Here is a 26628-nt window from a genome sequence, read left to right as displayed (position 1 = left end):
GGCCTGTCTGCATGACAGGCTGATGTGGGAGCCAGCCTGCTGGCGATAGGGGCGACCGGTTTTTTCTTCAAGACCGCGTTGATACCATCGCCAGCAGGCTGGCTCCCACAGTTTTTTGGGTGTCGCTCATAGTTCGATCTTGTTGTGCAATTCACTCGTCGGGCGCAACGCCCGGGCATAGCAGAACAGAAACAGATTACGCACCAGTTCCTTGAGCACCACCGGCTCGCTGGAACTCAGGCCATTGAGGTCAAGATCACCCTGGTCCTGCAGTTCGCTCAAGGCTTCTTCTTCAAGCACCGCACAGACTTCCCCGGTTTCCCGATGCAGGATCCGAAGGTAAGGGTGTGGGCGGTCCAGCCAGGCATCGATCAAATAAGTCATGGTTCTCATCTCCATTGAAGGTTTGATGAGAATAATTCTTATTAATCAAATAGCAAGGGTCTATTGGTTGTTTGCGTTGTTTTTCGGGTAAAGATTGCGTCAGGTCAAATCGACTGGCGTTTGGCTATTGCGAGAATTTACTGGGTGATGCGGGGAGGGTGAGGCGCCATCCCACGCCGGGCGCGGGATGGATAACAGCAGGCTCAGACTTTTCTGACGAACTCGGACTTGAGCTTCATCGGGCCGATGCCGTCGATCTTGCAATCGATGTCGTGATCGCCATCGCACAGGCGGATGTTCTTGACCTTGGTGCCGACCTTGACCACCAAAGACGTGCCCTTGACCTTGAGGTCCTTGATCACGGTGATGGTGTCTCCGTCCTGCAGTACGTTGCCGACCGAATCCTTTTTCACGGCGTCATCGGACACTGCTTCGGTTTCGCCGCTGGCGGACCATTCGTGGGCGCACTCGGGGCAGATCAGCTGCGCGCCGTCTTCATAGGTGTATTCGGAATTGCATTTTGGGCAGGGTGGCAACGTGCTCACTAAGGCTCCTTGGATTCAGGATCGCTAAAAAGCGCACATTGTATAGGGTTTTAGGCGGGAGAGGGCACAACGCAGATAAACCTGTGGGGAACAAACCTGTGGGAGCAAGCTCGCTCCCACAGGGTTTTGCAGTGCTGTCAGTGCGTGCGGGCTACCGCGAACTCACTCAGTTCAACCAGCGCATCGCGGTATTCGCTGGCAGGCAGCGCTTCGAGGCACTTGATTGCGCGGGCCACGTAATCTCGGGCCAGTTGCGCGGTGTACTCCAGCGAGCCCGAGGCTTCCACGGCTTCGCGGATGCTTTCCAGGTCTTCGATTCCGCCTTTCTGGATCGCCTTGCGCACCAGGGCGGCCTGTTCCGGCGTACCTTCGCGCATGGTGTAGATCAGCGGCAGGGTCGGCTTGCCTTCGGCCAGGTCGTCACCGACGTTCTTGCCCAGGGTTTCGGCGTCGCCTTTGTAGTCGAGCAGGTCGTCGACCAACTGGAAGGCCACGCCCAGGTGATCACCGAAAGTACGCAAGGCTTCGGCCTGTTCCGGCGAGGCCTGGCACAGGGCGGCGGCGCTGTGGGTCGAGGCTTCGAAGAGCATCGCGGTCTTGCCGCGGATGACTTCCATGTAGGTTTCTTCGGTGGTGCTGGCGTCACGAACCTTCGACAGCTGCAACACTTCGCCCTCGGCGATGATGCGCGTGGCTTGCGAAAGGATCTTCATCACCGGCATCGAGCCCAGTTCGACCATCATTTCAAATGAGCGCGAATACAGGAAGTCGCCGACCAGTACGCTTGGCGCGTTGCCCCACATGGCGTTGGCGGTCGAGCGGCCACGGCGCATGCCGGACATGTCGACCACGTCGTCATGCAGCAGGGTAGCGGTGTGCAGGAACTCGATGGTGGCGGCCAGCAGACGCAATTCGTCGCCTTCGCGCCCCAGGGCCTTGCCACACAGCAACACTAATAAAGGACGCAGGCGTTTGCCGCCGGCCGAGGTAATGTAATCGCCGATTTTCGATACCAGCGGCACTCGAGAAGTCAGCTGCTTCTTGATGATGCCGTCGACGGCGCTAAAATCGTCCGCCACCGCGCGGTAGAAAGCTTGGGGTTGCATCAGCGACAGTCGCTCCAGAAGGGTTGCGCGGCATGCTAGGACCCACGCTTGCAGGTGTCAAGGCGCGATGGACGGCCCCTTGCAAGGCGCTCGTGCCTTGCGTACAATCGCGCACCCTGAACTTCCTGGGCAGCACCTGCCTTACGCAATTGCAAGCGGGCCTCCAGCCCCATGCAGCCATGCCAGCCAATACCTCTTCTTATAAAGAGCTGGGTGAGCAGGATTATCGGAGAAATACCATGTCTTATGCAGTAATCGTTACTGGCGGCAAGCAGTACAAAGTCGCCCCAGGTGAATACCTGAAGATCGAAAAACTGGAAGTCGCTACCGGCGAATCCGTTACCTTTGATCGCGTTCTGTTGGTTGCCAACGGTGACGACGTGAATATCGGCGCTCCAGTTGTTGCTGGCGCTACCGTTGTGGCTGAAGTGATCTCCCAAGGTCGTCACGATAAAGTCCGCATCATCAAGTTCCGTCGCCGTAAGCACCACATGAAGCGTATGGGCCACCGCCAGTGGTACACCGAGATCAAAATCACCGGTATTCAGGCTTAATTACAGCCTAATTCCTCACTAGGAGAATTGAACTCATGGCACACAAAAAAGCTGGTGGTAGTACCCGTAACGGTCGCGACTCAGAAGCCAAACGCCTTGGCGTGAAGATGTATGGCGGCCAGGCTATCAAAGCAGGCAACATCATCGTGCGTCAGCGCGGCACCCAATTCCACGCTGGCTACGGCGTTGGCATGGGTAAAGATCACACCCTCTTCGCTAAAGTCGAAGGCGTGATCAAGTTCGAAGTAAAAGGCGCCTTCGGTCGTCGTTACGTGAGCGTAGTCGCAGCTTAATTGCGCGATCGCTGGAAAAGCCCTGTCTCGCGACGGGGCTTTTTCGTTTGTGGGGTGAGTCTCTTGCAAAGCTGTTTGTATGGGCTGTCGGCGTACGATGTAGGTGTCGTGGTTTAGGGTCGCTGCGCTCATTTTTGCAAGAGTCTTATGTCTTGATTGTTTTTCGGCTCGTCCGTATGGCGAGAGGCGTTTGTTATGAAGTTTGTTGATGAAGTATCGATTCGCGTAAAGGCTGGTGACGGCGGCAATGGCGCCATGAGTTTCCGTCGGGAAAAATTTATCGAGAACGGTGGCCCGAACGGCGGTGATGGCGGTGACGGCGGTTCCATCTACATGATGGCCGACGAAAACCTCAACACCCTGGTGGACTACCGCTACACCCGGCACTTCGATGCCGAGCGTGGCTCCAACGGCGGCAGCACCGACTGCACCGGCAAGAAGGGTGAAGACCTGATCCTGCGCGTTCCGGTCGGCACCACGGTGATCGACTCCGCGACTCAGGAAGTCATCGGCGACCTGACCAAGGCCGGTCAGAAATTGATGGTGGTCCAGGGCGGCTGGCACGGTCTGGGCAACACCCGTTTCAAATCCAGTACCAACCGTGCGCCGCGCCAGACCACTCCGGGCAAGCCGGGTGAGCAGCGCGACCTGAAGCTGGAAATGAAAGTACTGGCTGACGTCGGTTTGCTGGGCTTGCCGAACGCCGGCAAAAGCACCTTTATCCGTTCGGTTTCGGCTGCCAAGCCGAAAGTTGCCGACTACCCGTTCACCACGCTGGTGCCGAACCTGGGTGTGGTCAGTGTCGATCGCTGGAAAAGCTTCGTCATTGCCGATATTCCGGGTCTGATCGAGGGCGCTTCCGAAGGCGCTGGTCTGGGTATTCGCTTCCTCAAGCACTTGGCGCGTACGCGTCTGCTGCTGCACCTCGTGGACATGGCGCCGCTGGATGACGCCAGCGCACCGGATGCCGCTGAAGTGATCGTCAACGAGCTGATCAAGTTCAGCCCGTCCCTGGCGGAGCGTGATCGCTGGCTGGTCCTGAACAAGTGCGACCAGATCCTTGATGAAGAGCACGATGCTCGCGTCAAGGAAATCGTTGATCGCCTGGAATGGACAGGCCCGGTCTACGTGATCTCGGCCATCTCCAAGCTCGGTACCGAGCGTCTGTGCCACGACATCATGCGTTACATGGAAGATCGTGCTGATCGCCTGGCCAATGACCCGGCCTACAAGGAAGAGTTGGCCGATCTCGATCAGCGCATCGAAGACGAGGCCCGCGCGCAACTGCAGGCGCTGGATGACAAGCGTGCCCTGCGTCGCAGTGGCGTGAAGTCGGTCCACGACATCGGTGACGATGATTGGGACGAAGAAGATGTGGATGACGAAGACGGTCCGGAAATCATTTACGTGCGTGACTGATTCGTTGCGATAAACTTAAGCGCCGCTCAATCGAGCGGCGTTTTGGTATCTGGAAATCGATCGTTGGTCACGAATAACCACGAATAACGTCACGGGCAGTGCCAGGTCGCGGTGCCCTCAAGCTAAGGTTGAAGATGATGCGGAGCAAGGTGACAGGTGCGCAGCGTTGGGTCGTGAAGATCGGCAGCGCTTTGCTGACGGCGGACGGCAAAGGCCTGGATCGCGCGGCAATGGGTGTCTGGGTTGAGCAGATGGTGGCCTTGCATGAGGCGGGTGTCGAGCTGGTGTTGGTGTCCTCCGGGGCGGTGGCGGCCGGTATGAGCCGTTTGGGCTGGACCTCGCGACCCAGTGCGATGCACGAACTTCAGGCTGCCGCCGCAATCGGTCAGATGGGGTTGGTGCAGGCCTGGGAGTCGAGCTTTGCCGAGCATGGCCGGCATACCGCGCAGATTCTCCTGACTCACGACGACTTGTCCGATCGCAAGCGCTACCTGAATGCTCGCAGTACCTTGCGCGCACTGGTCGAACTGAAAGTCATTCCGGTGATCAACGAGAATGACACCGTGGTCACCGACGAAATCCGTTTTGGCGACAACGACACCCTGGCGGCGCTGGTGGCCAACCTGGTCGAGGCTGACTTGCTGGTGATCCTCACGGATCGCGACGGCATGTACGATGCCGATCCGCGCAACAATCCGGATGCTCAGCTGATTTACGAGGCACGTGCCGATGATCCGGCCCTCGACGCAGTGGCGGGCGGCACCGGTGGGGCTCTGGGGCGTGGTGGCATGCAGACCAAATTGCGTGCTGCGCGACTTGCTGCGCGTTCCGGTGCTCATACCATCATCGTTGGCGGGCGCATTGATCGCGTGCTGGATCGCCTCAAGGCGGGCGAGCGCATCGGCACGTTGCTGTCGCCGGAGCGCGGCATGCTGGCGGCGCGCAAGCAGTGGCTGGCCGGTCATCTGCAAACCCGCGGCACTCTGGTGCTGGATGCGGGTGCGGTGGCGGCGTTGTCTCAAGGCAACAAAAGTTTGCTGCCGGTTGGCGTCAAATTGGTTCAGGGCAGTTTCCGTCGCGGCGAAATGGTCGTGTGCGTGGCGCCGGACGGTCGCGAGATTGCCCGTGGCCTGGCCAACTACAGTGCGCTGGAGGCGCAAAAAATCATCGGTCAGTCGTCCGAGGCGATTGTCGGTCTGTTGGGTTACATGGCGGAACCGGAACTGGTTCACCGCGATAACCTGATCCTGGTCTGAAGGAATACCTGAATGCGCGTGGCAAAAGGATTGTTGGGATTGCTGGTGGTGATGCCGCTGCTGGCGTCGGCCGAAGAGATCGGTCAGGTGTCGACGGTGTTCAAGTTCGTCGGGCCAAATGACCGGATCGTGGTCGAGGCCTTTGATGATCCCAAGGTCGATGGTGTGACCTGCTATCTGTCGCGCGCCAAGACCGGTGGGGTGAAAGGTGGTCTTGGTTTGGCCGAGGATCGTGCTGAAGCGTCTATCGCTTGCCGGCAGGTCGGACCCATCAGCTTCAAGGGTGAGCTCAAGGATGGCGACGAGGTGTTCAAGGAGCGCACGTCCCTGGTGTTCAAGACCATGCAGGTGGTGCGCTTCCTCGACAAGAAGCGCAATACACTGGTGTATCTGGTGTACAGCGATCGCTTGATCGAGGGCAGTCCGCAAAATGCGGTGACGGCGATTCCGATTTTGCCGTGGGCGCACGCTCAATAATTTCACGCAAATCAAACTGTGGGAGCGAGCCTGCTCGCGATAGCGGATATCCAGCCAGCACAAATGCTGAATGTTAATCCGTCATCGCGAGCAGGCTCGCTCCCACAGTTTTTGTGTGTCCGCTAAATCGCAGGCAATAAAAAACCGACCCTGAGGTCGGTTTTTTAATGAACGAGTCGCTTAGGCAGCAGCGGCAACGTTCAGGGCCTTAACGTGGCCATTCAGGCGGCTCTTATGACGAGCGGCCTTGTTCTTGTGGATGATGCCTTTATCGGCCATGCGGTCGATAACTGGCACAGCCAGAACGTAAGCAGCTTGAGCTTTGGCAGCGTCTTTTGCGTCGATGGCCTTAACTACATTCTTGATGTAGGTACGAACCATGGAACGCAGGCTGGCGTTGTGGCTGCGACGCTTCTCAGCCTGTTTTGCACGTTTTTTGGCGGAAGGTGAGTTGGCCACCGTCGAGCTCCTCGAAAGACTTTTTAGGAAATAGCAAACAAAATAGGCCGCGAATCATGCCGATGAGTTGAAGTCTTGTCAAGGGCGCTTGAAACGTTCCGCTAAGTGGTAGGGGTAGCGCGACGGGATATTTCTTTCCGGCGTGTGACCTGTAAACTCGCGAGCTTTGGCTCTGTGCTGTTGCGGCGCGGAGTATCGCATAAGTAGGCGCGTAGTTCGCCTGCTGTTTATCGACAGGCACAAACTCTTTCAATGAATCTGCTCAAATCGTTGGCCGCCGTCAGCTCTATCACGATGCTTTCCCGGGTTCTGGGGTTTGTTCGTGACACCCTCATTGCGCGCACATTTGGCGCGGGAATGGCGACCGACGCCTTCTTTATCGCCTTCAAACTGCCCAATCTGCTGCGGCGGATCTTTGCCGAGGGGGCGTTTTCCCAGGCATTCGTGCCGATTCTTGCCGAATACAAAAGCCAGCAGGGTGAAGAGGCGACCCGCACATTTATCGCCTACGTCTCGGGCCTGCTGACGCTGGTGCTGGCGCTGGTCACGGTGTTGGGCATGCTGGCCGCACCCTGGGTCATCTGGGTGACGGCGCCGGGTTTCACCGATACCCCGGAAAAATTCGAGCTCACTTCCAACCTGTTGCGGGTGACCTTTCCTTACATATTGCTGATTTCCCTGTCGTCGCTGGCGGGCGCGATCCTCAACACCTGGAACCGTTTTTCGGTCCCGGCATTCGTGCCGACGCTGCTCAACGTCAGCATGATTATTTTTGCGTTGTTCCTGACACCGTACTTCGATCCGCCCGTAATGGCGCTCGGCTGGGCGGTTCTGGTGGGCGGGCTGGCGCAGTTGCTCTACCAGCTGCCGCACCTGAAAAAGATCGGCATGCTGGTGCTGCCGCGCCTGAATCTGCGTGATAGCGGGGTCTGGCGGGTGATGAAACAGATGTTGCCGGCGATCCTCGGGGTGTCGGTGAGCCAGATTTCGCTGATCATCAACACCATTTTCGCTTCGTTCCTGGTCGCAGGTTCCGTGTCGTGGATGTACTACGCCGACCGTTTGATGGAGCTGCCGTCCGGCGTGTTGGGTGTGGCACTGGGGACGATTCTGCTGCCGACCCTGGCCAAGACCTACGCCAACAAGGATCGTCACGAGTATTCGCGCATCCTCGACTGGGGCCTGCGCCTGTGCTTCGTACTGGTGCTGCCTTGCGCCCTGGCGCTGGGGATTCTGGCCGAGCCGCTGACGGTTTCGCTGTTCCAGTACGGCCAGTTCGATGCCCATGACGCGGCCATGACCCAGCGCGCGTTGATCGCTTATTCTGTCGGCTTGCTCGGGATTATCGTGATCAAAGTGTTGGCGCCGGGCTTTTATGCGCAACAAAACATCCGCACGCCGGTAAAAATCGCGATTTTCACCCTGGTGGTCACCCAGCTGTTCAACCTGATGCTGATCGGTCCGCTGGCTCACGCGGGGCTGGCGCTCGCCATCAGCGCCGGCGCCTGCCTCAATGCAGGGTTGCTCTTCTATCAGCTGCGGAAACAGCAGATGTACCAGCCGCAACCGGGCTGGGCAAAGTTCGGCTTCAAGCTGGTGATTGCGGTCGGGGTGATGTCTGGCGTGTTGCTGGCAGGGATGCATTTCATGCCGGCCTGGGGTGAGGGGCAGATGCTTGAGCGTTTCCTGCGTCTGGGTGCCTTGGTGGTTGCCGGTGTGGTGGCTTATTTCGGCATGTTAGTGTTGATGGGCTTCCGTTTGCGCGACTTCAATCGCAAGACGCTGGGCTGAGGTTCTGGCCTCGATAAACACGGGCGAGTCGGCGGTTTTGTCGGCTCGATCACTTTGGGTTACGGTGTTGCCTGTCGTCGGCCGCCGGGTGTGGTTATAATCGACCACTTTATGAGCAAGAAGCGCGTTATGCAGCTGGTTCGAGGCCTCCACAATCTGCGCCCCCAGCATCGGGGCTGTGTCGCCACTATTGGCAACTTTGACGGTGTACACCGCGGCCACCAGGCTATTCTGGCGCGCCTGCGTGAGCGTGCGCTCGAGTTGGGCGTGCCCAGCTGCGTGGTGATTTTCGAGCCGCAGCCGCGGGAGTTTTTCGCTCCGGACACCGCGCCGGCTCGTCTGGCACGCCTGCGGGACAAGCTGCAATTGTTGGCCGCCGAAGGCGTCGACCGTGTTCTGTGCCTGGCTTTCAACCAGCGCCTGAGCAAGCTCAGCGCCAGTGAGTTCGTCGATACCATTCTGGTGGATGGCCTTGGCGTGCAGCACCTTGAAGTCGGAGACGACTTCCGGTTCGGCTGCGACCGCGTAGGGGATTTCGATTTCCTGCAACAGGCCGGCATCGTTCAGGGCTTTACCGTCGAGGCAGCGCAAACCGTTGAGCTGGACGGTATTCGCGTCAGCAGCACTCAGGTCCGCAATGCCCTGGCCGCAGCTGATTTTGCCTTGGCCGAGCGACTGCTAGGCCGGCCGTTCCAGATTACCGGGCGGGTGCTGCACGGCCAGAAGCTGGCTCGCCAGTTGGGCACGCCCACGGCCAACATACAACTCAAGCGCCGTCGCGTTCCGCTTTCCGGGGTTTACCTGGTGGACGTCAAGATCGACGGCAAGACCTGGCCCGGCGTCGCCAATATCGGCGTGCGGCCCACGGTTCAAGGTGATGGCAAGGCCCACCTGGAAGTGCATCTTTTAGATTTTGCCGGCGATCTGTATGACCGGCGTTTAACGGTGGTTTTCCACCACAAGCTGCGTGAAGAGCAGCGTTTCGCCTCTCTGGAGGCGTTGAAAACGGCGATCAACGCGGATGTCGCCGCCGCCCGTGCACTAGCCGCACCTAGCGCCCATCGCTAATGAAGAGCCTTAAATGACCGACTATAAAGCCACGCTAAACCTTCCGGACACCGCCTTCCCAATGAAGGCCGGCCTGCCACAGCGCGAACCGCAGATCCTGCAGCGCTGGGACAGTATTGGCCTGTACGGAAAGTTGCGCGAGATTGGCAAGGATCGTCCGAAGTTCGTATTGCACGACGGCCCTCCGTACGCCAACGGCTCGATTCACATCGGTCATGCGCTGAACAAGATTCTCAAGGACATGATCATCCGTTCGAAGACCCTGTCGGGCTTCGACGCGCCTTATGTTCCTGGCTGGGACTGCCACGGCCTGCCGATCGAGCACAAGGTCGAAGTAACCCACGGCAAGAACCTGGGCGCGGACAAGACCCGCGAACTGTGCCGGGCCTATGCCACCGAGCAGATCGAAGGGCAGAAGTCCGAGTTCATTCGCCTCGGTGTGCTGGGCGACTTCGCCAACCCGTACAAGACCATGGACTTCAAGAACGAGGCCGGTGAAATCCGTGCCTTGGCCGAAATCGTCAAGGGCGGTTTCGTGTTCAAGGGCCTGAAGCCTGTGAACTGGTGCTTCGACTGTGGTTCGGCGCTGGCCGAGGCGGAAGTCGAGTACGAGAACAAGAAGTCCTCGACCATCGACGTGGCGTTCCCGATTGCCGATGAAGCCCAACTGGCTGCCGCCTTCGGACTGCCAACCCTGGCCAAGCCTGCTTCGATCGTGATCTGGACCACCACCCCGTGGACCATCCCGGCCAACCAGGCGCTGAACGTCCACCCGGAATTCAACTACGCCCTGGTCGACGTCGGCGACAAGCTGCTGGTACTGGCTGAAGAGCTGGTCGAGTCGTGCCTGGCGCGCTACTCGCTGGAAGGTTCAGTCATTGCGACCACCACCGGTAAAGCGCTGGAGCTGATCAACTTCCGTCACCCGTTCTACGACCGTCTGTCGCCGGTTTACCTGGCCGACTACGTTGAACTGGGCGCCGGTACCGGTGTGGTTCACTCCGCTCCGGCCTATGGCGTGGACGACTTCGTGACCTGCAAGAAATACGGCATGGTCAACGACGACATCCTCAATCCGGTTCAAAGCAACGGCGTGTATGCAACCTCGCTGGAATTCTTCGGCGGCCAGTTCATCTGGAAGGCCAACCCGGCCATCGTCGACAAGCTGACCGAAGTCGGCGCGCTGCTGCATACCACCATCATCGAACACAGCTACATGCACTGCTGGCGCCACAAAACCCCGCTGATCTACCGTGCCACCGCGCAGTGGTTCATCGGCATGGACAAGCAGCCGACCACCGGCGACACCCTGCGTCAGCGCTCGCTCAAAGCCATCGAAGAGACCCAGTTCGTTCCGGCCTGGGGCCAGGCGCGCCTGCATTCGATGATCGCCAACCGTCCCGACTGGTGCATTTCCCGTCAGCGCAACTGGGGCGTGCCGATCCCGTTCTTCCTGAACAAGGAAAGCGGCGAGCTGCACCCACGCACCGTCGAGCTGATGGAAGAAGTTGCCAAGCGCGTTGAAGGTGAGGGCATCGAGGCCTGGTTCAAGCTGGACGCCGCCGAGCTGCTGGGCGATGAAGCCCCGCTGTATGACAAGATCAGCGACACCCTGGACGTCTGGTTCGATTCGGGCACCACGCACTGGCACGTCCTGCGCGGTTCGCACCCGATGGGCCACGAAACCGGCCCGCGCGCCGACCTGTACCTGGAAGGCTCGGACCAACACCGTGGCTGGTTCCACTCGTCGCTGCTGACCGGTTGCGCCATCGACAACCACGCGCCGTACCGCGAGCTGCTGACCCACGGTTTCACTGTGGACGAGTCCGGCCGCAAGATGTCCAAGTCGTTGGGCAACGTGATCGCGCCGCAGAAAGTCAACGACACCCTGGGCGCCGACATCATGCGTCTGTGGGTCGCTTCGACCGACTACTCCGGCGAAATGGCTGTTTCCGAGCAGATCCTGCAGCGCAGCGCGGACGCCTACCGGCGTATCCGTAACACCGCGCGTTTCCTGCTTTCCAACCTGACCGGCTTCAACCCGGCCACCGACCTGCTGCCGGCCGAAGAAATGCTGGCTCTGGACCGTTGGGCCGTGGATCGCACCCTGCTGCTGCAACGCGAGCTGCAAGAGCACTACGGCGAATACCGCTTCTGGAACGTGTACTCGAAGATCCACAACTTCTGCGTGCAGGAGCTGGGCGGCTTCTACCTCGACATCATCAAGGACCGTCAGTACACCACTGGCGCCGACAGCAAGGCCCGCCGTTCGTGCCAGACCGCGCTGTTCCACATCTCCGAGGCGCTGGTGCGCTGGATCGCGCCGATCCTGGCGTTCACCGCCGACGAACTGTGGCAATACCTGCCGGGCGAGCGTAACGAGTCCGTCATGCTCAACACCTGGTACGAAGGCCTGAGCGAACTGCCGGAAGGCATCGAGCTGGATCGCGCTTACTGGGACCGGATCATGGCGGTCAAGGTCGCGGTCAACAAGGAAATGGAGATCCAGCGCGCAGCCAAGGCTGTCGGTGGCAATCTGCAGGCCGAAGTGACGCTGTTCGCCGAAGATGCGCTGACCGCCGACCTGGCCAGGTTGAGCAACGAACTGCGTTTCGTACTGATCACGTCGACCGCCAGTGTTGCACCATTGGTGCAGGCGCCGGCCGATGCCGTGGTCACCGAAGTCAGCGGCCTGAAGCTGAAGATCGTCAAGTCGAGCCATGCCAAGTGCGCCCGTTGCTGGCACTGCCGTGAAGACGTCGGCGTGAACCCGGAGCATCCGGAAATCTGCGGCCGTTGCGTCGACAACATCAGCGGCGCTGGCGAGGTCCGTCACTATGCCTAATGCCGTTGGCCGTTTCGGACGGCTGAGCTGGCTCTGGTTGAGTTTGCTGGTCCTGGTCATCGACCAGGCCAGCAAGTTCTACTTCGAAGGCAAGCTCCAGATGTACCAGCAGATCGTAATCATCCCCGATTACTTCAGCTGGACCCTGGCTTACAACACGGGTGCGGCGTTCAGCTTCCTGGCTGACAGCTCCGGCTGGCAGCGCTGGCTGTTTGCGTTGATCGCGGTCGTGGTCAGTGCGGTGCTGGTGGTGTGGCTCAAGCGTCTGGGGCGCAACGAGACCTGGCTGGCGATTGCGCTGGCACTGGTGCTCGGCGGCGCGCTGGGCAATCTGTATGACCGCATTGCCTTGGGCCATGTGATCGATTTCATCCTGGTGCATTGGCAGAACCGCTGGTATTTCCCGGCGTTCAACTTTGCCGACAGTGCCATCACTGTCGGTGCCATCATGCTGGCACTGGATATGTTCAAAAGTAAAAAGACCGGAGAAACCGTTCATGACTGAACAGGTATTGGCTGAGCAACGCATCGGCCAGAACACGGAAGTCACCTTGCATTTTGCATTGCGCCTGGAGAACGGCGACACGGTGGACAGCACCTTCGACAAGGCCCCGGCGACCTTCAAGGTCGGTGACGGCAACCTGTTGCCAGGCTTCGAAGCCGCGCTGTTCGGTTTCAAGGCCGGTGACAAGCGGACGCTGAGCATCGAGCCGGAAAACGCTTTCGGCCAGCCCAACCCGCAAAACGTGCAGATCATCCCGCGCTCCCAGTTCCAGGACATGGAACTGTCGCCTGGCTTGCTGGTGATCTTCAACGATGCGGCCAATACTGAATTGCCGGGCGTGGTCAAAGAGTTCGATGACGCGCAAGTGACCATCGACTTCAACCACCCGCTGGCGGGCAAGACGTTGACCTTTGACGTGGAAATCATTTCCGTCAAAGCGCTGTAACTTGTGGGAGCGAGCCTGCTCGCGATGAGGGCCTGTCATCAACATTGATGGCGGCTGACACTCTGCTATCGCGAGCAGGCTCGCTCCTACAGTGTTTTTCATTGTTTTCGCGCGCAAGACACGAGGCTCAGCATGCAAATCAAACTCGCCAACCCCCGTGGCTTCTGCGCCGGCGTGGACCGGGCGATCGAAATCGTCAACCGCGCCCTGGAAGTCTTCGGGCCGCCGATCTATGTGCGCCACGAAGTGGTTCACAACAAATTTGTCGTCGAAGACTTGCGCTCCCGTGGTGCGATCTTCGTCGAAGAGCTGGATCAGGTGCCGGACGACGTCATCGTGATCTTCAGTGCCCACGGCGTTTCCCAGGCCGTGCGCAGCGAAGCGGCTGGCCGTGGGCTGAAAGTGTTCGACGCTACGTGCCCGCTGGTGACCAAGGTCCACATCGAAGTGGCGCGCTACAGCCGTGACGGCCGAGAGTGCATTCTCATCGGCCACGCCGGTCACCCGGAAGTCGAAGGCACCATGGGCCAGTACGATGCTGGTAATGGCGGCGCGATCTATCTGGTCGAAGACGAGAAGGATGTCGCCGCACTGCAGGTGAACAACCCTGAAAAGCTCGCCTTCGTGACCCAGACCACACTGTCGATGGACGATACCAGCCGCGTTATCGATGCCCTGCGTTCGCGCTTCCCGGCCATCGGTGGACCGCGCAAGGACGATATTTGCTACGCCACGCAAAACCGTCAGGACGCGGTCAAGCAACTGGCCGACGAGTGCGACGTGGTGCTTGTGGTCGGCAGCCCGAACAGCTCCAACTCCAATCGCTTGCGCGAATTGGCAGAACGCATGTCCACTCCTGCCTACCTGATCGACGGTGCTGAAGACCTGCAAAAGAGCTGGTTCGACGGCGTTGAGCGTATCGGCATCACCGCGGGTGCATCCGCCCCGGAAGTCCTGGTGCGCGGTGTGATCCAGCAGTTGCAGGCCTGGGGTGCCACCGGTGCCGATGAGCTGGCCGGTCGCGAGGAGAACATTACGTTCTCGATGCCTAAAGAACTGCGCGTTCGCTCGTTGACCTGAGTTGTCTCCTTTTTTTGCATAACGGATGCTCAGCCTTGTCGCTACGCAGGCTGACGCGACCGGTCCGGGCCAACACCACTTGATGTTGGCTGACTGGTTCGCGAACAGCGCAAACGTGTAACGTCCCTCCAAACAGTGACTCGCCCTGACCTCTGAAGCGTATTGAGTTTTCGACCGTACTGTTCCCCACAATCGACAGGCGTGCTCTGCTCTGGCGTTCGGCCAGCAGTGGATTGTCGCTGTCCATCTCCCCCTTGCCGCTGATATCCAGAATGATCCTCCAGCCTTGGCTCCAATCGCCATTGATGCCGTGAATCACCACGGCCTGGTTGCGGACGATGGCTTCGCTGCGGGCAGTGCGAATACTGCTGGAAAGAGCCTCTGCCGCTTGTTGTCTTTGGTTCGACTCGACCAGCGTTTCGAACGCCGGACTGACCAAATGCAGAACAATTGCGGTAATTGCCAGTCCCATGAGCAGTTCGATCAGGCTGAAGCCTTGTTGCCGCATGACATTTCCCTCCGTGGCGTGCTGTGGCTCGCGCAATCCCTGCGCGAGAAATGGCAACGCAAACGCACCGCATCGCTCGAATGTGGTGCCGCGCAAGAGCAGGTATAGCCGAAGGAATCAGAAGGCCCCGATGGATCATCCTACAAAAGGTTTCACGCTGATCGAGTTGCTGGTCGCGATCGCGATCCTTCTGATGCTGCTGACTCTGGGTGTCCCGGCGTTTACCCGCTCGACGCAAACAACCAGGGCTGATACTGAGATCGCTGACCTGCGACGAACCCTGAATTTTGCCCGACTCGAAGCCATCGATCGGGGCAATACCACACGGGTGCGCCCGACGGCCGGTGGGGATGTCTGGAGTGGGGAACTGGCGATTTACGGCGGTACTGGCGCTTTGGCCAATGTATTACGGGTTGTTCCGGCGATGAGCAGCGGCGCAACTCTGGCGCTAACCTCTGGCGTCACCGCCATCGATTTCAACAGTATGGGCGGATTGTCATCACCGTCCTCAGAGGTGGTGATCAGCTATGAGCGGGGCGCACAAAGCAGGACGCTGACTGTGTGTTTGAACGGACGAATTCAATTGGGTGGAAATTGCGGATGAGGGCAGGGAGGCAAGGCAAGCAGAATGGCATGACGCTGGTCGAAGTCCTGGTGGCGTTAGTCATTCTGGGCGTGGGCCTGTTGGGGGCGGCGGCGTTTCAGCTCAATGCGCTGAAGTACACGGACAGCGCGCGCATGACCAGTCAGGCCAGTTTTATCGCCTACGACCTGATGGACCGCATTCGCGCCAACGCTGCTGCGGACTACACCGTTGCGCCGCCGGCTTCGGGCAATCCGGACGTTACCCGGGATCAGGACCTGTTTGACTTTAACGCCAACATTGTCAGTTCCCTCGGTGCCTCCGCGACGGGCAGTGTTGCCGTCAACCAGAAGGTGTACACCATCACGATTACCTGGGATGACTCACGGGCTACGAATACTGCCGACTCGCGACGCAGCTTCGTCCTGAACAGTCGCGCGGCCATTGATCCGACGGTGATCCCGTGAGCCGCCTAAGTAGAGGTTTTAGCCTGGTCGAATTGCTGATCGCCCTGTCATTGAGCCTGATCGTGGTGCTGGGCGTGGTGCAGGTTTTCATCGCGGCCAAGAACACCTATCTCAGCCAGAATGCCGCCGCGAACATGCAGGAGGACGCACGTTTCGTGTTGAGCAAAATGATTCAGGAAGTTCGCATGGTCGGGATGTTCGGTTGTCTGGAAAAGATCACCGATTCAAGTAAGAAAGGTGATTTTCATGCCAGTCAGCTAGTACCGATCCGCTGGGACAACGGTGGCCGCAAGTTGACGCTGGTTACGACGGATGTCGGTGGTAATGGCGGCCAGCCGGACTGGACTGTGCTGTCCGATTGTCGAACCCATTCGACGGCCTACAGTGAAGGGCGGATGCCAGTGGCAGGGCAACTGGCCTTTCCGGTCCGGCGGCTGATTTACAGCTTCAGCAACAACCAACTGCTGATGAAAGGCGGGGCCGCACCAGACCAGGTACTGGTGGACAACGTCAGCGCTTTCGACGTGAGCTTCGGCCTGGCCAGCACCGCCACTGATCTGGCTGCTTCGCGCTACAGCAGCAACCCGCCGGACCCCGCGCTGATTCGAAGCGTTCGCCTGAGCCTGACTCTCTTCGATCCGCACCACCGGGTGGCCGATCAAACCTTCAACGTGGTTGCCGCTCTGCGCAACCGCCTGCCATGAGGGAGCGCCAATGAACCGTGCTCCCAAGACGTATGACGCCCAACGCGGCATGGCGCTGCTGGTCAGTCTGGTGTTCTTGCTCTTACTCACGTTGATTGGTCTTTCATCGATGCAGAGCGCGACCCTGCAGGAAAAAATGGCCGGTAGCGTTGCCCTGCGCAACCAGTCGTTCCAGAGTGCCGAAGCCGCATTGCGGGTGGGTGAGGGTACAGTGCAGCGGGACAGTTATGCGCTACCTGTTTGCAGCGCCATCGTTCAATGTGCGCCACCGTCCGAGTCTTCGACTATTACCGCTGCCGGTTTCAACGCCTCTTCCGGTGTGACCTGGATTGCATCGGGCAAGGGCTTTTATGGCGTGCAAAACATCGGTGTCAGCCAAAATGCGGTGAATGTGCCAATCAATACCCCAGCGACGTTATATCGGGTTACGGCAGTCGGCATCGCGGGGCATTCGCGCAGTGTTGTGGAGAGCATCTATGCGAAGTACTGAGCGAGCTGTCAGGTTATGGTCACAACTGTTCGGTGTCGTCGTCGCGCTTGGCCTGTCGGTGTCGGCGCACGCTGCCACATCAGCGGATGCGCCAGCGCTGAACCGGCCAACCTGTCTGGCCAATGGCAACTGGTACGGTTTTTATCACGGCAATCTGGGGTTGAAGGCCGTCTGCCTGAAGCTGCCCGAGGCGATCAGCGTTAAGATGCTCGACAGCAACGCCGATGGAGTGGTCGACAACAGCGACACGCTATCCGATGGCGTGATCTTTATCGGTGAGCATTCGACCCAGGACGCCAGCGACAATGGCGGGGCCGTGAACGATTCCACTGGCGACGGTACTGCGGGGATGGAAAAATCCGGCGGTAGCCGTCGCATCATGTGGCGACAAATACAGTGACTGAGAATTGATGCATGCGTAGTTCCAACCGCGGTTTTACCCTGATCGAAATCATGATCGTGATTGCGATCATCGGTATTGTCATGACCATTGCTGCCCCGAGTCTCACCGAATACCTGAACAAGGGCCGTCGCGCAGAAGTAGCCGGTCTGCTCTCGGAGCAGGCGCAACTACTGGAGCGCTTCTACTCGCAGAAAAATGCCTACACCGATGCGACGGGCCTCAGTGCCGGCAATGATTACTACAGCATCACGCCGACCCTGACCGACCAGGCCTTTCTGCTGACGGCGGTGCGCAGGGCTGACTCGAGCATGGCCACTGACAAGTGCGGTGATCTGACTATCACCAATACCGGTGTGCTCGGTATGGTCAACGCGAAATCCGGCCTGACCAGCAAAGACTGCTGGGGGCGCTGAGTTTCTTTTTCGGGTGCCTTTTGTACCCTCTGTCTATTTAACGATGGGATCAGAACATGACCAGGCAACAGCAAGTGGTGATTGTCGGCGGTGGGGTGATTGGATTGCTGACGGCCTTCAATCTCGCCTCCGAAGTGCAAAGCGTTGTGCTGCTGGATCGCTCGAGCGTCGGCCAGGAGTCGTCCTGGGCCGGTGGCGGCATCGTTTCGCCGCTTTACCCGTGGCGCTACAGCCCGGCGGTCACCGCGTTGGCTCACTGGTCCCAGGATTTTTATCCACAGCTGGGCGAGCGCTTGTTTGCCGCCACTGGTGTTGATCCGCAAGTGCACACCACCGGTCTGTACTGGCTGGACCTGGATGACGAGGCTGAAGCCCTGGCATGGGCCGCCCGGGAAAATCGCCCGCTCAGCGCGGTGGATATTTCGGCGGCACACGATGCCGTGCCGGTGCTGGGCAGTGGTTTTTCCCGGGCGATCTACATGGCTGACGTTGCCAACGTGCGCAATCCTCGACTGGTGAAGTCACTCAAGGCCGCGTTGCTGGCGCTGCCGAACGTGACGATCCATGAGCAGTGCGAAGTCAGCGGGTTTGTTTGTGACGGCACCAAAGTGGTCGGCGTACAGACCTCCACAGGTATTGTCTCGGGTGATCAAGTTGTCCTGACGGCGGGGGCCTGGAGCGGTGATTTGCTCAAGCTTCTTGATCTGACGCTGCCGGTCGAGCCGGTGAAAGGGCAGATGATTCTCTACAAGTGTGCGGCGGATTTCCTGCCGAGCATGGTCCTGGCCAAGGGCCGTTATGCGATTCCCCGGCGCGACGGGCACATATTGATCGGCAGTACGCTGGAGCATGAGGGCTATGACAAGACGCCGACCGGGTCGGCACTGGAAAGCCTGAAGGCGTCCGCGGTGGAGTTGATCCCGGCGCTGGCCGATGCCGAAGTAGTGGGGCATTGGGCCGGATTGCGCCCGGGATCACCCGAGGGCATTCCTTACATCGGCCCGGTGCCAGGGGTTGACGGGCTCTGGCTCAACTGCGGGCATTACCGAAACGGGCTGGTGCTGGCGCCGGCGTCATGCCAGCTGTTTGCCGATGTGATGCTGGGCCGGGCGCCGATTATCGATCCGGCGCCTTATGCGCCTGCCGGAAGACTTTAAAGCCTCAATCCAGTCCCAGCTTCTTGAGCCGGTAACGCATCGACCTGAATGACAGGTTCAACCGCTGAGCCGCCGCCGTACGGTTCCAGCGGGTTTCCTCCAAGGCCTGGAGCAGCAGTTGGCGTTCGATGTTTTCCAGATAGGCTTCCAGATTGTCGATCCGGGTCAGGTCCGGCACGCCCCCCTCAGCCCCACGGTTGCTTTCAGCCAGGCGCAGGTCGCCGGCTTCGATCTGATTGTTCTCACACAAGGTGTGCGCCCGTTCGAGCGTGTTTTCCAGTTCCCGCACATTGCCCGGGAAGCGATAGCTTTTGAGCGCCTCAAGGGCTTGGGAGTGGAGACTTGCGGCAGGCTGACCGCTATCGGCGGCCAGGCGCTTGAGTATGTGGCTGGCAAGCATTTCGATATCGTCGCGACGCTCGCGCAAGGGCGGCACCCGGAGTTCGATCACGTTCAAACGGTAGTAAAGGTCGTGACGAAATCGTCCGGCGGCGACTTCGGCGCCAAGGTCCTTGTGTGTGGCGCAGAGAATACGCACATCCACCGCCACTTCCTGCTGCCCGCCGACGCAGCGTACGGATTTCTCCTGAATCGCGCGCAGCAGTTTGACCTGCATGGCCAGCGGCAGGTCGGCCACTTCGTCGAGGAGCAGGGTGCCGCCGTGAGCTGCCTGGAACAGGCCGGGTTTGTCTTCGATGGCACCGCTGAAACTGCCTTTGCGATGGCCGAAAAACTCACTCTCCAGCAGCTCCGAGGGAATCGCCGCGCAGTTGATCGCGATGAACGGCTGATTGGCGCGGGGGCTTTGATCATGGATCAGGCGCGCGACCAACTCCTTGCCGCTGCCGGACTCTCCGCTGATGTATACCGTCGCATGGCTGCTGGCCAGCTTGGTGATGTGCTTGCGCAGGTTGCGCATGGGCAATGAGTCGCCCAGCAAGCGTCGATTGATGCCGACCCCGCGGGCAGGAACCAGCAGGGCGCTGGTGACCAGTTCACGCAAGCGCGTAAGGTCCACCGGTTTGGTCAGGAAGTCGAATGCCCCGGCCTTGAGCACATTGATCGCGTTTTCGAGGCTGTCATAGGCAGTGATCATCGCCACCTGGACCTGAGGGTGGCGCTGCTGGATGTGCTGGACCAGCTCAAGGCCGGTACCGTCCGACAATTGCATGTCGGTCAGGCATAGATCGAAGGTTTCGCGTTTGAGCAGGGATTGCGCTTCGCCGACGTTGCGGGCATTGAACGTCTCCAGCTTCATCCTTCCCAGGGTGATTTCCAGGAGTTCTCGAATGTCCGGTTCGTCATCGACGATCAGGACTTTTTGTCGTGGTCTCGTGTTCAACGTGGGTCCCGTCCGTGTGCATAGGTCATGCAAAAGCAGCCGCTTTCCTGGCGTGCCTTGAAGTCTAGGCGGGACGGAATGCTTTCGCCCGGCTGGCCGGACAGATAAAGCCCCAGGCCCATGATATGGGGGGCTGGGGCTTCATTATCGAGTATTTCCAGTGATTTCAGGTCGAGCCGTAATGGCGGCATTAGCTCGCGGCGTTGCAGATGCAATACGTTTTCGATTACCCGGTTCATTCGCAGAGAGAGGTCTTGAATAATCTGCGTCAGACGTCGATCAACAGCTTTCAGTTCCTTGGGCGCGCGCGATAGTCCCTAAACGGCTGCCATTTCTGCTGAGGTGTCAGTGGCCACTGGAGCCCTTGCCTTGCTCGAGATGAGCCTGGCTGCAATACCATTGCTGGTCGAGGCTCAGCGCGCGGTCACGCGGCAGGTGAACGCCGCAATGGGCGCAACGGACCATGGGCGCGGCTTCCCGCTCGGCAGGGGATCTGGGGGGGGAGGCCTGACCCTTGAACTTGCGCCAGAACCACACTGCAGCGGCAATCAGGGCAATCCAGAACAATAAACGAAGCATGGTGAGCTGCTTTTCGACTGATGATCCGGCAGTTTAGCCAAGGACATGGCCGGCGCACAGCCCAATAGCTTATGTAGGAGCGAGCTTGCTCGCGATGGTCTCAAGGACGACGCGTTTATTCAGACAAAGCGCGTTAACGTTAACGTCCATCGCGAGCAAGCTCGCTCCTAGAAGTCTCCCTTTTGCACAACCCGGGGTGTCAGTCGAACACGCCGAAAGTCATGTAGCTGAACCACGAACGGTCGCTGTTGTTGCCTTGCGCTTCGTGATTTTCTTCTTCGACCGCGTCGCCATTGTCGTCTTTAGGCTTGAGCTCGCTCGGGATCGCGTCCTTGGCGTCCTGGAATTGCTTCTGCACGTCCTGGTTGGCGCGGGTTTCGCCCGGTGGCAGTGGCGGACGGGACTCGATAAAGCCCAGGGTCACCTTGCTCAGCCACGAACGGTTGTCAGCTTCGGCCACGGTCGGTACGAACTGACCGTCTACCAGCGTCGGGTGGTTCGGGTAGTTGAGCTTCAGGGTTTCCAGGCTGGTGGCAGCCAGTTCGTCCAGGTGCAGGCGCTGGTAGGCCTCGGTCATCACCGCCAGGCCATCGCCGACCGAAGGGGTTTCCTGGAAGTTTTCCACCACGTAACGACCGCGGTTCGCGGCGGCAACATAGGCCTGACGGGTCAGGTAGTAGTCGGCCACGTGAATTTCGTAGGCGGCCAGCAGGTTGCGCAGATAGATCATGCGCTGCTTGGCGTCCGGCGCGTAGCGGCTGTTCGGGAAGCGGCTGGTCAGTTGGGCGAACTCGTTATAGGAGTCGCGGGCGGCGCCCGGGTCACGCTTGGTCATGTCCAGCGGTAGGAAACGCGCCAGCAGGCCGACGTCCTGGTCGAAAGAAGTCAGGCCCTTGAGGTAGTAGGCATAATCGACGTTCGGATGCTGTGGGTGCAAGCGAATGAAGCGTTCCGCAGCGGACTTGGCCGCTTCTGGCTCGGTGTTCTTGTAGTTGGCGTAGATGAGCTCGAGTTGCGCCTGGTCGGCATAGCGGCCGAACGGATAACGCGATTCCAGAGCCTTCAGCTTGGCGATGGCGCTGGTGTAGCTACTGTTGTCCAGGTCATTTTGAGCCTGTTGGTACAGCTCGACTTCACTGAGGTTTTCGTCTACGACTTCCTTCGATGAGCAAGCAGCGGTCAATGCGAGGATGGCGATCAGCAGCAGGTGTTTCACTTGCATGGCGGCTTGCGTCCCTATGACGGCCGCTGTCTTGGGCGTGGCCGTCCTGTTATGATGAGCGCCCCGTTGAATAGCCTCGGGGCAAAAGACGCCGTATTTAACCACAAGCGCGCAGCCGAAACCAAAGGCTGTGCCGACGCCTAGTCTGAGCATGTCCGATAAAATTGAACTTCGCGCAGAGGTGCCGTCCGAATTGGGCGGCCAACGCCTCGATCAAGTCGCCGCACAATTATTCGCTGAGCACTCGCGCTCGCGCCTTTCCGCCTGGATCAAAGACGGCCGCCTGACTGTGGATGGGGCGATTATCCGCCCGCGAGACATCGTCCACGGCGGCGCCATCCTTGAGTTGACTGCCGAGCAGGAAGCTCAGGGCGAATGGGTCGCTCAAGACATTGCCCTGGATATCGTCTACGAAGACGACGATATCCTGGTGATCAACAAGCCTGCGGGCCTGGTGGTGCACCCGGCTGCCGGTCATGCCGACGGCACCTTGCTCAACGCCTTGCTGCACCACGTGCCGGACATCATCAATGTGCCCCGCGCCGGTATCGTGCATCGCCTGGACAAGGACACCACCGGTCTGATGGTGGTGGCCAAGACCATTCAAGCGCAGACGCAGCTGGTTACACAGTTGCAGAGCCGCAGCGTCAGCCGGATCTACGAGTGCATCGTGATCGGTGTGGTGACAGCCGGTGGCAAGATCAACGCGCCGATCGGTCGTCACGGCCAGCAACGCCAGCGCATGGCCGTGATGGAAGGTGGCAAGCAAGCCGTCAGCCATTACCGCGTGCTCGAGCGCTTCCGCTCCCACACTCACGTGCGGGTGAAGCTGGAAACCGGTCGTACGCACCAGATTCGCGTGCATATGGCGCACATCAACTACCCGTTGGTCGGAGATCCTGCCTACGGCGGTCGTTTCCGTATTCCGCCGGCCGCCAACCCGACCATGGTCGAGTCGCTGAAAAACTTCCCGCGTCAGGCGCTGCATGCGCGTTTCCTGGAACTGGATCATCCGACCACCGGTCAGCGCATGAGCTGGGAATCGCCGTTGCCGGAAGATTTCGTCTGGTTGCTGACCCTGCTCAAGCAAGACCGTGAGGCGTTCATCGGATGAGTGACTGGCTGAATCCTGACTGGCCCGCGCCGGCCGGGGTCAAAGCCTGCGTCACCACCCGTGCGGGCGGCGTCAGTCTGGCGCCGTTCGATAGCCTCAACCTCGGCGATCACGTCGACGACAGCCCTGAAGCTGTTGCCGAGAATCGCCGGCGTCTTACCGATCATTTCTCCATTCAACCGGCCTGGCTGCAGCAGGTCCACGGCATTGTCGTGGCCCATGCCGATCCTGGCCGGGTGGATACAGCTGATGCCAGTTGGACATCAACGCCGGGCGTCGCCTGCGCGGCGATGACCGCCGATTGTCTGCCTGCGCTGTTTTGCGACCGTGCCGGCACCCGCGTTGCTGCAGCCCATGCCGGTTGGCGCGGGTTGGCGGCGGGCGTGCTGGAAGCCACCCTCGACAGTCTGGCGGTGCCACCGGCCGAAGTATTGGTCTGGCTCGGCCCGGCCATTGGCCCGCAAGCCTTTGAAGTCGGCCCGGAAGTACGCGAAACCTTTGTGCAGCAGTTGCCGCAAGCGGCAGAAGCCTTTGTACCGAGCCAAAACCCCGGCAAGTTCATGGCCGACATCTATAAGCTTGCGCGTCTGCGCCTGGCCGCTCGCGGCGTCACCGCTGTCTACGGTGGCGGTTTCTGCACCGTGACCGACCCACGTTTCTTTTCTTACCGCCGTGCCCCTCGCACCGGTCGCTTTGCCTCCCTGATCTGGCTCGCCCGCTAAGCTTCTCTGATCTGTATCAATGTCTTGATGCTTGAAACTCCCAGAATCGACCGCATCTATAACGGTATCTGGCAGGTTTCTTCATTCAGGATGTTTTATAGGTCCGGCCTGCTCAAAAGGAAGGTGACCCATGCGTATAGACCGTTTAACCAGCAAATTGCAGTTAGCGTTGTCCGATGCCCAATCCCTGGCTGTCGGCCACGATCATCCGGCCATCGAGCCGGCGCACTTGATGCAAGCCTTGCTCGAACAGCAGGGTGGCTCGATCAAGCCCCTGCTGATGCAGGTGGGCTTCGACGTCAACAGCCTGCGTAAAGAGCTGACCAAAGAGCTCGACCAGCTACCGAAAATCCAGAACCCGACCGGCGACGTGAACATGTCGCAGGATCTGGCGCGCCTGCTCAACCAGGCCGACCGTCTGGCCCAGCAGAAGGGCGACCAGTTCATCTCAAGCGAACTGGTGCTGCTCGCCGCCATGGACGAGAACAGCAAGCTCGGCAAGCTGTTGCTCGGCCAGGGCGTGAGCAAGAAAGCCCTGGAAAACGCGATCAACAACCTGCGTGGTGGCGAGGCCGTCAATGACCCGAACCACGAAGAAGCGCGACAGGCGCTGGATAAATACACCGTCGACCTGACCAAGCGCGCCGAAGACGGCAAGCTTGACCCGGTGATCGGCCGAGACGACGAAATTCGCCGCACAATCCAGGTGCTGCAACGTCGTACCAAGAACAATCCGGTGCTGATCGGTGAGCCTGGCGTGGGTAAAACCGCCATCGCCGAAGGCCTGGCCCAGCGCATCATCAATGGCGAAGTGCCGGACGGCCTCAAGGGCAAGCGCCTGTTGTCCCTGGACATGGGGGCGCTGATTGCCGGTGCCAAGTATCGCGGCGAGTTCGAAGAACGGCTCAAGGCCTTGCTCAATGAACTGTCGAAGCAGGAAGGGCAGATCATTCTGTTCATCGACGAACTGCACACCATGGTCGGCGCCGGTAAAGGTGAGGGCTCGATGGATGCGGGCAACATGCTCAAGCCGGCCCTGGCCCGCGGTGAGCTGCACTGTGTAGGTGCCACAACGCTCAACGAGTACCGCCAATATATCGAGAAGGACGCCGCCCTCGAGCGACGCTTCCAGAAAGTGCTGGTGGACGAGCCGAGCGAAGAAGACACCATCGCCATCCTGCGTGGCCTCAAGGAGCGTTATGAGGTTCACCACAAGGTGGCGATCACCGACGGCGCGATCATTGCCGCGGCCAAGCTCAGTCATCGTTACATCACTGACCGGCAGTTGCCCGACAAGGCCATCGACCTGATCGACGAAGCCGCCAGCCGCATCCGCATGGAGATCGACTCCAAGCCGGAAGTGCTGGACCGTCTGGAGCGTCGCCTGATTCAGCTGAAGGTGGAATCCCAGGCGCTGAAGAAAGAAAGCGATGACGCAGCGAAGAAGCGTCTGGAGAAATTGCAGGAAGAAATCGCTCGGCATGAGCGTGAGTACTCGGATCTCGAAGAAATCTGGAACTCGGAGAAAGCCGAAGTCCAGGGTTCGGCGCAGATCCAGCAGAAAATCGAGCAATCCCGTCAGGAACTGGAAGCGGCCCGCCGCAAAGGCGACCTGAACCGCATGGCGGAGTTGCAGTACGGGGTGATCCCGGACCTGGAGCGCAGCCTGCAAATGGTCGACCAGCACGGCAAAGCCGAAAACCAGTTGCTGCGCAGCAAGGTGACTGAAGAAGAGATCGCCGAAGTCGTGTCGAAGTGGACCGGTATCCCGGTGTCGAAGATGCTCGAGGGCGAGCGCGAAAAACTGATGAAGATGGAAAGCCTGTTGCACCAGCGTGTGATCGGCCAGGAAGAGGCGGTGGTCGCGGTGTCCAACGCAGTGCGGCGTTCCCGCGCCGGATTGTCCGACCCGAATCGCCCAAGCGGCTCGTTCATGTTCCTCGGCCCGACCGGTGTCGGTAAAACCGAGCTGTGCAAGGCGCTGGCCGAGTTCCTCTTCGACACTGAAGAAGCGATGGTGCGGATCGACATGTCCGAGTTCATGGAGAAACATTCCGTGGCGCGCTTGATCGGTGCGCCACCAGGCTACGTGGGCTATGAAGAGGGCGGTTATCTGACCGAGGCCGTACGTCGCAAGCCGTATTCGGTGATCCTCATGGACGAAGTCGAGAAGGCGCACCCGGATGTGTTCAACATTTTGCTGCAAGTGCTCGAGGATGGTCGTCTGACCGACAGCCATGGCCGCACGGTGGATTTCAAGAACACCGTGATTGTCATGACCTCCAACCTGGGGTCGGTGCAGATCCAGGAACTGGTCGGTGATCGTGAGGCGCAGCGTGCAGCGGTGATGGATGCGATTTCCACCCACTTCCGGCCGGAGTTCATCAATCGGGTCGACGAAGTGGTGATCTTCGAGCCGTTGGCGCGGGATCAGATCGCCGGCATTACCGAGATCCAGTTGGGTCGTCTGCGCAGCCGCCTGACCGAGCGCGAGCTGAAGCTTGAGCTCAGCCCTGAGGCGATGGACAAGCTGATCGCGGTCGGTTACGACCCGGTGTATGGCGCTCGGCCGCTCAAGCGCGCTATCCAGCGCTGGATCGAGAACCCGCTGGCGCAGTTGATTCTGTCCGGTCGATTCATGCCGGGCGATACCGCTCACGGCGTGGTGGAGAACGACGAAATCGTATTCGTCTGATC

At 59.6% G+C, this 26628-nt stretch carries 29 protein-coding genes and 1 pseudogene; 21 read left to right on the top strand and 9 right to left on the bottom strand.

The annotated features are described in order from the left end of the window. Positions 1 to 126 precede the first annotated feature (126 nt). From ACM6J5_RS05810 to ACM6J5_RS05800, 3 genes are all read right to left on the bottom strand, one after another. Positions 127 to 384, bottom strand: coding sequence for a hypothetical protein (locus ACM6J5_RS05810; protein ID WP_150727029.1), 258 nt, complete (start codon positions 382 to 384; stop codon positions 127 to 129). Positions 385 to 587: 203 nt separating this feature from the next. Continuing rightward, entirely contained in the window at positions 588 to 929 is a 342-nt protein-coding gene (locus tag ACM6J5_RS05805; protein ID WP_095946014.1) for a zinc ribbon domain-containing protein YjdM, read from the bottom strand. Positions 930 to 1066: 137 nt separating this feature from the next. Beyond that, the gene (locus ACM6J5_RS05800; RefSeq protein WP_008052062.1) at positions 1067 to 2035 is read right to left on the bottom strand and encodes a polyprenyl synthetase family protein; all 969 of its coding nucleotides are present in this window, start codon (positions 2033 to 2035) and stop codon (positions 1067 to 1069) included. Between the two features lie 239 nt (positions 2036 to 2274). Here ACM6J5_RS05800 and rplU point away from each other — a divergent pair, with 239 nt between their 5' ends. The 5 genes from rplU to ACM6J5_RS05775 all read left to right on the top strand — a co-directional run bounded on the left by rplU (position 2275) and on the right by ACM6J5_RS05775 (position 6034). After that, positions 2275 to 2589 (top strand): 50S ribosomal protein L21, encoded by a 315-nt coding sequence (gene rplU, locus ACM6J5_RS05795; RefSeq protein ID WP_007950961.1) that lies wholly within the window; start codon positions 2275 to 2277, stop codon positions 2587 to 2589. 35 nt (positions 2590 to 2624) lie between these two features. Further along, a complete protein-coding gene (gene rpmA / locus ACM6J5_RS05790) occupies positions 2625 to 2882 on the top strand; it encodes a 50S ribosomal protein L27 (protein ID WP_003281574.1) in 258 nt (85 codons plus the stop codon). Between the two features lie 195 nt (positions 2883 to 3077). Next, positions 3078 to 4301, top strand: coding sequence for an Obg family GTPase CgtA (gene cgtA, locus ACM6J5_RS05785; RefSeq protein ID WP_008052064.1), 1224 nt, complete (start codon positions 3078 to 3080; stop codon positions 4299 to 4301). A 137-nt stretch (positions 4302 to 4438) separates the two neighbouring features. Beyond that, positions 4439 to 5557: a glutamate 5-kinase gene (proB, locus tag ACM6J5_RS05780; RefSeq protein WP_095946015.1), complete on the top strand. Its 1119-nt coding sequence runs from the start codon at positions 4439 to 4441 to the stop codon at positions 5555 to 5557. Between the two features lie 12 nt (positions 5558 to 5569). Beyond that, positions 5570 to 6034, top strand: coding sequence for a CreA family protein (locus tag ACM6J5_RS05775; protein WP_095946016.1), 465 nt, complete (start codon positions 5570 to 5572; stop codon positions 6032 to 6034). 180 nt (positions 6035 to 6214) lie between these two features. Here ACM6J5_RS05775 and rpsT read toward each other — a convergent pair whose 3' ends face one another. Then, positions 6215 to 6493: a 30S ribosomal protein S20 gene (gene rpsT / locus ACM6J5_RS05770; RefSeq protein WP_007970922.1), complete on the bottom strand. Its 279-nt coding sequence runs from the start codon at positions 6491 to 6493 to the stop codon at positions 6215 to 6217. A 252-nt stretch (positions 6494 to 6745) separates the two neighbouring features. Between rpsT and murJ the strand changes: the two genes are divergently transcribed. From murJ to ispH, 6 genes are all read left to right on the top strand, one after another. Then, positions 6746 to 8284, top strand: a complete 1539-nt coding sequence (gene murJ / locus ACM6J5_RS05765; RefSeq protein ID WP_414927992.1) for a murein biosynthesis integral membrane protein MurJ — start codon at positions 6746 to 6748, stop codon at positions 8282 to 8284. 129 nt (positions 8285 to 8413) lie between these two features. Then, positions 8414 to 9352 carry a bifunctional riboflavin kinase/FAD synthetase gene (gene ribF, locus ACM6J5_RS05760; protein WP_172435402.1) on the top strand — a complete coding sequence of 313 codons (939 nt, stop codon included), beginning with the start codon at positions 8414 to 8416 and terminating at the stop codon, positions 9350 to 9352. A gap of 13 nt (positions 9353 to 9365) precedes the next feature. Further along, the gene (ileS, locus tag ACM6J5_RS05755; RefSeq protein ID WP_150672717.1) at positions 9366 to 12197 is read left to right on the top strand and encodes an isoleucine--tRNA ligase; all 2832 of its coding nucleotides are present in this window, start codon (positions 9366 to 9368) and stop codon (positions 12195 to 12197) included. After that, positions 12190 to 12702: a signal peptidase II gene (gene lspA / locus ACM6J5_RS05750; RefSeq protein ID WP_095946020.1), complete on the top strand. Its 513-nt coding sequence runs from the start codon at positions 12190 to 12192 to the stop codon at positions 12700 to 12702. The genes ileS and lspA overlap by 8 nt, the downstream gene beginning before the upstream one ends. A gap of 7 nt (positions 12703 to 12709) precedes the next feature. Next, positions 12710 to 13147 carry an FKBP-type peptidyl-prolyl cis-trans isomerase gene (fkpB, locus tag ACM6J5_RS05745; RefSeq protein WP_172435403.1) on the top strand — a complete coding sequence of 146 codons (438 nt, stop codon included), beginning with the start codon at positions 12710 to 12712 and terminating at the stop codon, positions 13145 to 13147. Between the two features lie 132 nt (positions 13148 to 13279). Continuing rightward, entirely contained in the window at positions 13280 to 14227 is a 948-nt protein-coding gene (ispH, locus tag ACM6J5_RS05740; RefSeq protein ID WP_095946021.1) for a 4-hydroxy-3-methylbut-2-enyl diphosphate reductase, read from the top strand. Here ispH and ACM6J5_RS05735 read toward each other — a convergent pair. Further along, positions 14196 to 14735 carry a GspH/FimT family pseudopilin gene (locus ACM6J5_RS05735; protein ID WP_095946022.1) on the bottom strand — a complete coding sequence of 180 codons (540 nt, stop codon included), beginning with the start codon at positions 14733 to 14735 and terminating at the stop codon, positions 14196 to 14198. The two genes, ispH and ACM6J5_RS05735, sit on opposite strands and share 32 nt — an antisense overlap. A 130-nt stretch (positions 14736 to 14865) precedes the next feature. Between ACM6J5_RS05735 and ACM6J5_RS05730 the strand changes: the two genes are divergently transcribed. From ACM6J5_RS05730 to thiO, 7 genes are read left to right on the top strand one after another with little or no spacing between them, the layout of a single operon-like run. Then, a complete protein-coding gene (locus ACM6J5_RS05730) occupies positions 14866 to 15339 on the top strand; it encodes a GspH/FimT family pseudopilin (RefSeq protein WP_095946023.1) in 474 nt (157 codons plus the stop codon). Next, complete coding sequence (gene pilV / locus ACM6J5_RS05725) at positions 15336 to 15785, top strand: type IV pilus modification protein PilV (RefSeq protein ID WP_095946024.1); 450 nt, start codon at positions 15336 to 15338, stop codon at positions 15783 to 15785. Before ACM6J5_RS05730 ends, pilV begins: the two co-directional genes overlap by 4 nt. Next, positions 15782 to 16489 carry a PilW family protein gene (locus ACM6J5_RS05720; RefSeq protein WP_095946025.1) on the top strand — a complete coding sequence of 236 codons (708 nt, stop codon included), beginning with the start codon at positions 15782 to 15784 and terminating at the stop codon, positions 16487 to 16489. The genes pilV and ACM6J5_RS05720 overlap by 4 nt, the downstream gene beginning before the upstream one ends. Positions 16490 to 16499: 10 nt before the next feature. Beyond that, the gene (locus ACM6J5_RS05715; protein WP_095946026.1) at positions 16500 to 16979 is read left to right on the top strand and encodes a PilX N-terminal domain-containing pilus assembly protein; all 480 of its coding nucleotides are present in this window, start codon (positions 16500 to 16502) and stop codon (positions 16977 to 16979) included. Then, positions 16966 to 17379, top strand: a complete 414-nt coding sequence (locus ACM6J5_RS05710) for a hypothetical protein (protein WP_095946027.1) — start codon at positions 16966 to 16968, stop codon at positions 17377 to 17379. The genes ACM6J5_RS05715 and ACM6J5_RS05710 overlap by 14 nt, the downstream gene beginning before the upstream one ends. A gap of 14 nt (positions 17380 to 17393) precedes the next feature. Next, positions 17394 to 17795: a type IV pilin protein gene (locus ACM6J5_RS05705; RefSeq protein WP_150672720.1), complete on the top strand. Its 402-nt coding sequence runs from the start codon at positions 17394 to 17396 to the stop codon at positions 17793 to 17795. 56 nt (positions 17796 to 17851) lie between these two features. Then, positions 17852 to 18952, top strand: coding sequence for a glycine oxidase ThiO (thiO, locus tag ACM6J5_RS05700; protein WP_414927991.1), 1101 nt, complete (start codon positions 17852 to 17854; stop codon positions 18950 to 18952). A 4-nt stretch (positions 18953 to 18956) separates the two neighbouring features. Here the strand turns inward: thiO and ACM6J5_RS05695 are convergent, their stop codons facing one another. The 4 genes and pseudogenes from ACM6J5_RS05695 to ACM6J5_RS05680 form a co-directional block, all read right to left on the bottom strand. Continuing rightward, positions 18957 to 20294: a sigma-54-dependent transcriptional regulator gene (locus ACM6J5_RS05695; protein ID WP_095946030.1), complete on the bottom strand. Its 1338-nt coding sequence runs from the start codon at positions 20292 to 20294 to the stop codon at positions 18957 to 18959. Beyond that, positions 20291 to 20608, bottom strand: a pseudogene (locus tag ACM6J5_RS05690) (hypothetical protein); the annotation flags it as partial. The pseudogene ACM6J5_RS05690 and the gene ACM6J5_RS05695, both read right to left, overlap by 4 nt. 31 nt (positions 20609 to 20639) lie before the next feature. Beyond that, entirely contained in the window at positions 20640 to 20873 is a 234-nt protein-coding gene (locus ACM6J5_RS05685; protein ID WP_080925333.1) for a PP0621 family protein, read from the bottom strand. Between the two features lie 199 nt (positions 20874 to 21072). Continuing rightward, positions 21073 to 22095, bottom strand: coding sequence for an outer membrane protein assembly factor BamD (locus tag ACM6J5_RS05680; protein WP_095946032.1), 1023 nt, complete (start codon positions 22093 to 22095; stop codon positions 21073 to 21075). Positions 22096 to 22246: 151 nt separating this feature from the next. Here ACM6J5_RS05680 and rluD point away from each other — a divergent pair, with 151 nt between their 5' ends. The 3 genes from rluD to clpB all read left to right on the top strand — a co-directional run bounded on the left by rluD (position 22247) and on the right by clpB (position 26626). Then, positions 22247 to 23209 (top strand): 23S rRNA pseudouridine(1911/1915/1917) synthase RluD, encoded by a 963-nt coding sequence (gene rluD, locus ACM6J5_RS05675; protein WP_095946033.1) that lies wholly within the window; start codon positions 22247 to 22249, stop codon positions 23207 to 23209. Beyond that, a complete protein-coding gene (gene pgeF / locus ACM6J5_RS05670; RefSeq protein ID WP_414927990.1) occupies positions 23206 to 23931 on the top strand; it encodes a peptidoglycan editing factor PgeF in 726 nt (241 codons plus the stop codon). Before rluD ends, pgeF begins: the two co-directional genes overlap by 4 nt. Before the next feature lie 130 nt (positions 23932 to 24061). Further along, a complete protein-coding gene (clpB, locus tag ACM6J5_RS05665) occupies positions 24062 to 26626 on the top strand; it encodes an ATP-dependent chaperone ClpB (protein ID WP_414927989.1) in 2565 nt (854 codons plus the stop codon). Positions 26627 to 26628: the final 2 nt, after the last annotated feature.

Source organism: Pseudomonas sp. IT-P74 (genome assembly GCF_949768175.1).
Classification (GTDB): domain Bacteria; phylum Pseudomonadota; class Gammaproteobacteria; order Pseudomonadales; family Pseudomonadaceae; genus Aquipseudomonas.
The sequence above is the reverse complement of the archived record's forward strand: the minus strand, read 5'-3'. Positions and strand labels throughout refer to the sequence as shown.

Bases quoted from the DNA above. Each gene is read 5' to 3' on its own strand.
- pilV (WP_095946024.1), top strand. From the start codon at position 15,336: ATGAGGGCAGGGAGGCAAGGCAAGCAGAATGGCATGACGCTGGTCGAA.
- ACM6J5_RS05685 (WP_080925333.1), bottom strand. From the start codon at position 20,873: ATGCTTCGTTTATTGTTCTGGATTGCCCTGATTGCCGCTGCAGTGTGG.
- proB (WP_095946015.1), top strand. From the start codon at position 4,439: ATGCGGAGCAAGGTGACAGGTGCGCAGCGTTGGGTCGTGAAGATCGGC.
- ACM6J5_RS05715 (WP_095946026.1), top strand. From the start codon at position 16,500: ATGAACCGTGCTCCCAAGACGTATGACGCCCAACGCGGCATGGCGCTG.
- murJ (WP_414927992.1), top strand. From the start codon at position 6,746: ATGAATCTGCTCAAATCGTTGGCCGCCGTCAGCTCTATCACGATGCTT.
- ACM6J5_RS05705 (WP_150672720.1), top strand. From the start codon at position 17,394: ATGCGTAGTTCCAACCGCGGTTTTACCCTGATCGAAATCATGATCGTG.
- ACM6J5_RS05810 (WP_150727029.1), bottom strand. From the start codon at position 384: ATGACTTATTTGATCGATGCCTGGCTGGACCGCCCACACCCTTACCTT.
- ispH (WP_095946021.1), top strand. From the start codon at position 13,280: ATGCAAATCAAACTCGCCAACCCCCGTGGCTTCTGCGCCGGCGTGGAC.
- ileS (WP_150672717.1), top strand. From the start codon at position 9,366: ATGACCGACTATAAAGCCACGCTAAACCTTCCGGACACCGCCTTCCCA.
- rpmA (WP_003281574.1), top strand. From the start codon at position 2,625: ATGGCACACAAAAAAGCTGGTGGTAGTACCCGTAACGGTCGCGACTCA.
- ACM6J5_RS05730 (WP_095946023.1), top strand. From the start codon at position 14,866: ATGGATCATCCTACAAAAGGTTTCACGCTGATCGAGTTGCTGGTCGCG.
- rplU (WP_007950961.1), top strand. From the start codon at position 2,275: ATGTCTTATGCAGTAATCGTTACTGGCGGCAAGCAGTACAAAGTCGCC.
- rluD (WP_095946033.1), top strand. From the start codon at position 22,247: ATGTCCGATAAAATTGAACTTCGCGCAGAGGTGCCGTCCGAATTGGGC.
- cgtA (WP_008052064.1), top strand. From the start codon at position 3,078: ATGAAGTTTGTTGATGAAGTATCGATTCGCGTAAAGGCTGGTGACGGC.
- lspA (WP_095946020.1), top strand. From the start codon at position 12,190: ATGCCTAATGCCGTTGGCCGTTTCGGACGGCTGAGCTGGCTCTGGTTG.
- ACM6J5_RS05735 (WP_095946022.1), bottom strand. From the start codon at position 14,735: ATGCGGCAACAAGGCTTCAGCCTGATCGAACTGCTCATGGGACTGGCA.
- thiO (WP_414927991.1), top strand. From the start codon at position 17,852: ATGACCAGGCAACAGCAAGTGGTGATTGTCGGCGGTGGGGTGATTGGA.
- pgeF (WP_414927990.1), top strand. From the start codon at position 23,206: ATGAGTGACTGGCTGAATCCTGACTGGCCCGCGCCGGCCGGGGTCAAA.
- ribF (WP_172435402.1), top strand. From the start codon at position 8,414: ATGCAGCTGGTTCGAGGCCTCCACAATCTGCGCCCCCAGCATCGGGGC.
- ACM6J5_RS05710 (WP_095946027.1), top strand. From the start codon at position 16,966: ATGCGAAGTACTGAGCGAGCTGTCAGGTTATGGTCACAACTGTTCGGT.
- clpB (WP_414927989.1), top strand. From the start codon at position 24,062: ATGCGTATAGACCGTTTAACCAGCAAATTGCAGTTAGCGTTGTCCGAT.
- ACM6J5_RS05775 (WP_095946016.1), top strand. From the start codon at position 5,570: ATGCGCGTGGCAAAAGGATTGTTGGGATTGCTGGTGGTGATGCCGCTG.
- ACM6J5_RS05800 (WP_008052062.1), bottom strand. From the start codon at position 2,035: ATGCAACCCCAAGCTTTCTACCGCGCGGTGGCGGACGATTTTAGCGCC.
- ACM6J5_RS05680 (WP_095946032.1), bottom strand. From the start codon at position 22,095: ATGCAAGTGAAACACCTGCTGCTGATCGCCATCCTCGCATTGACCGCT.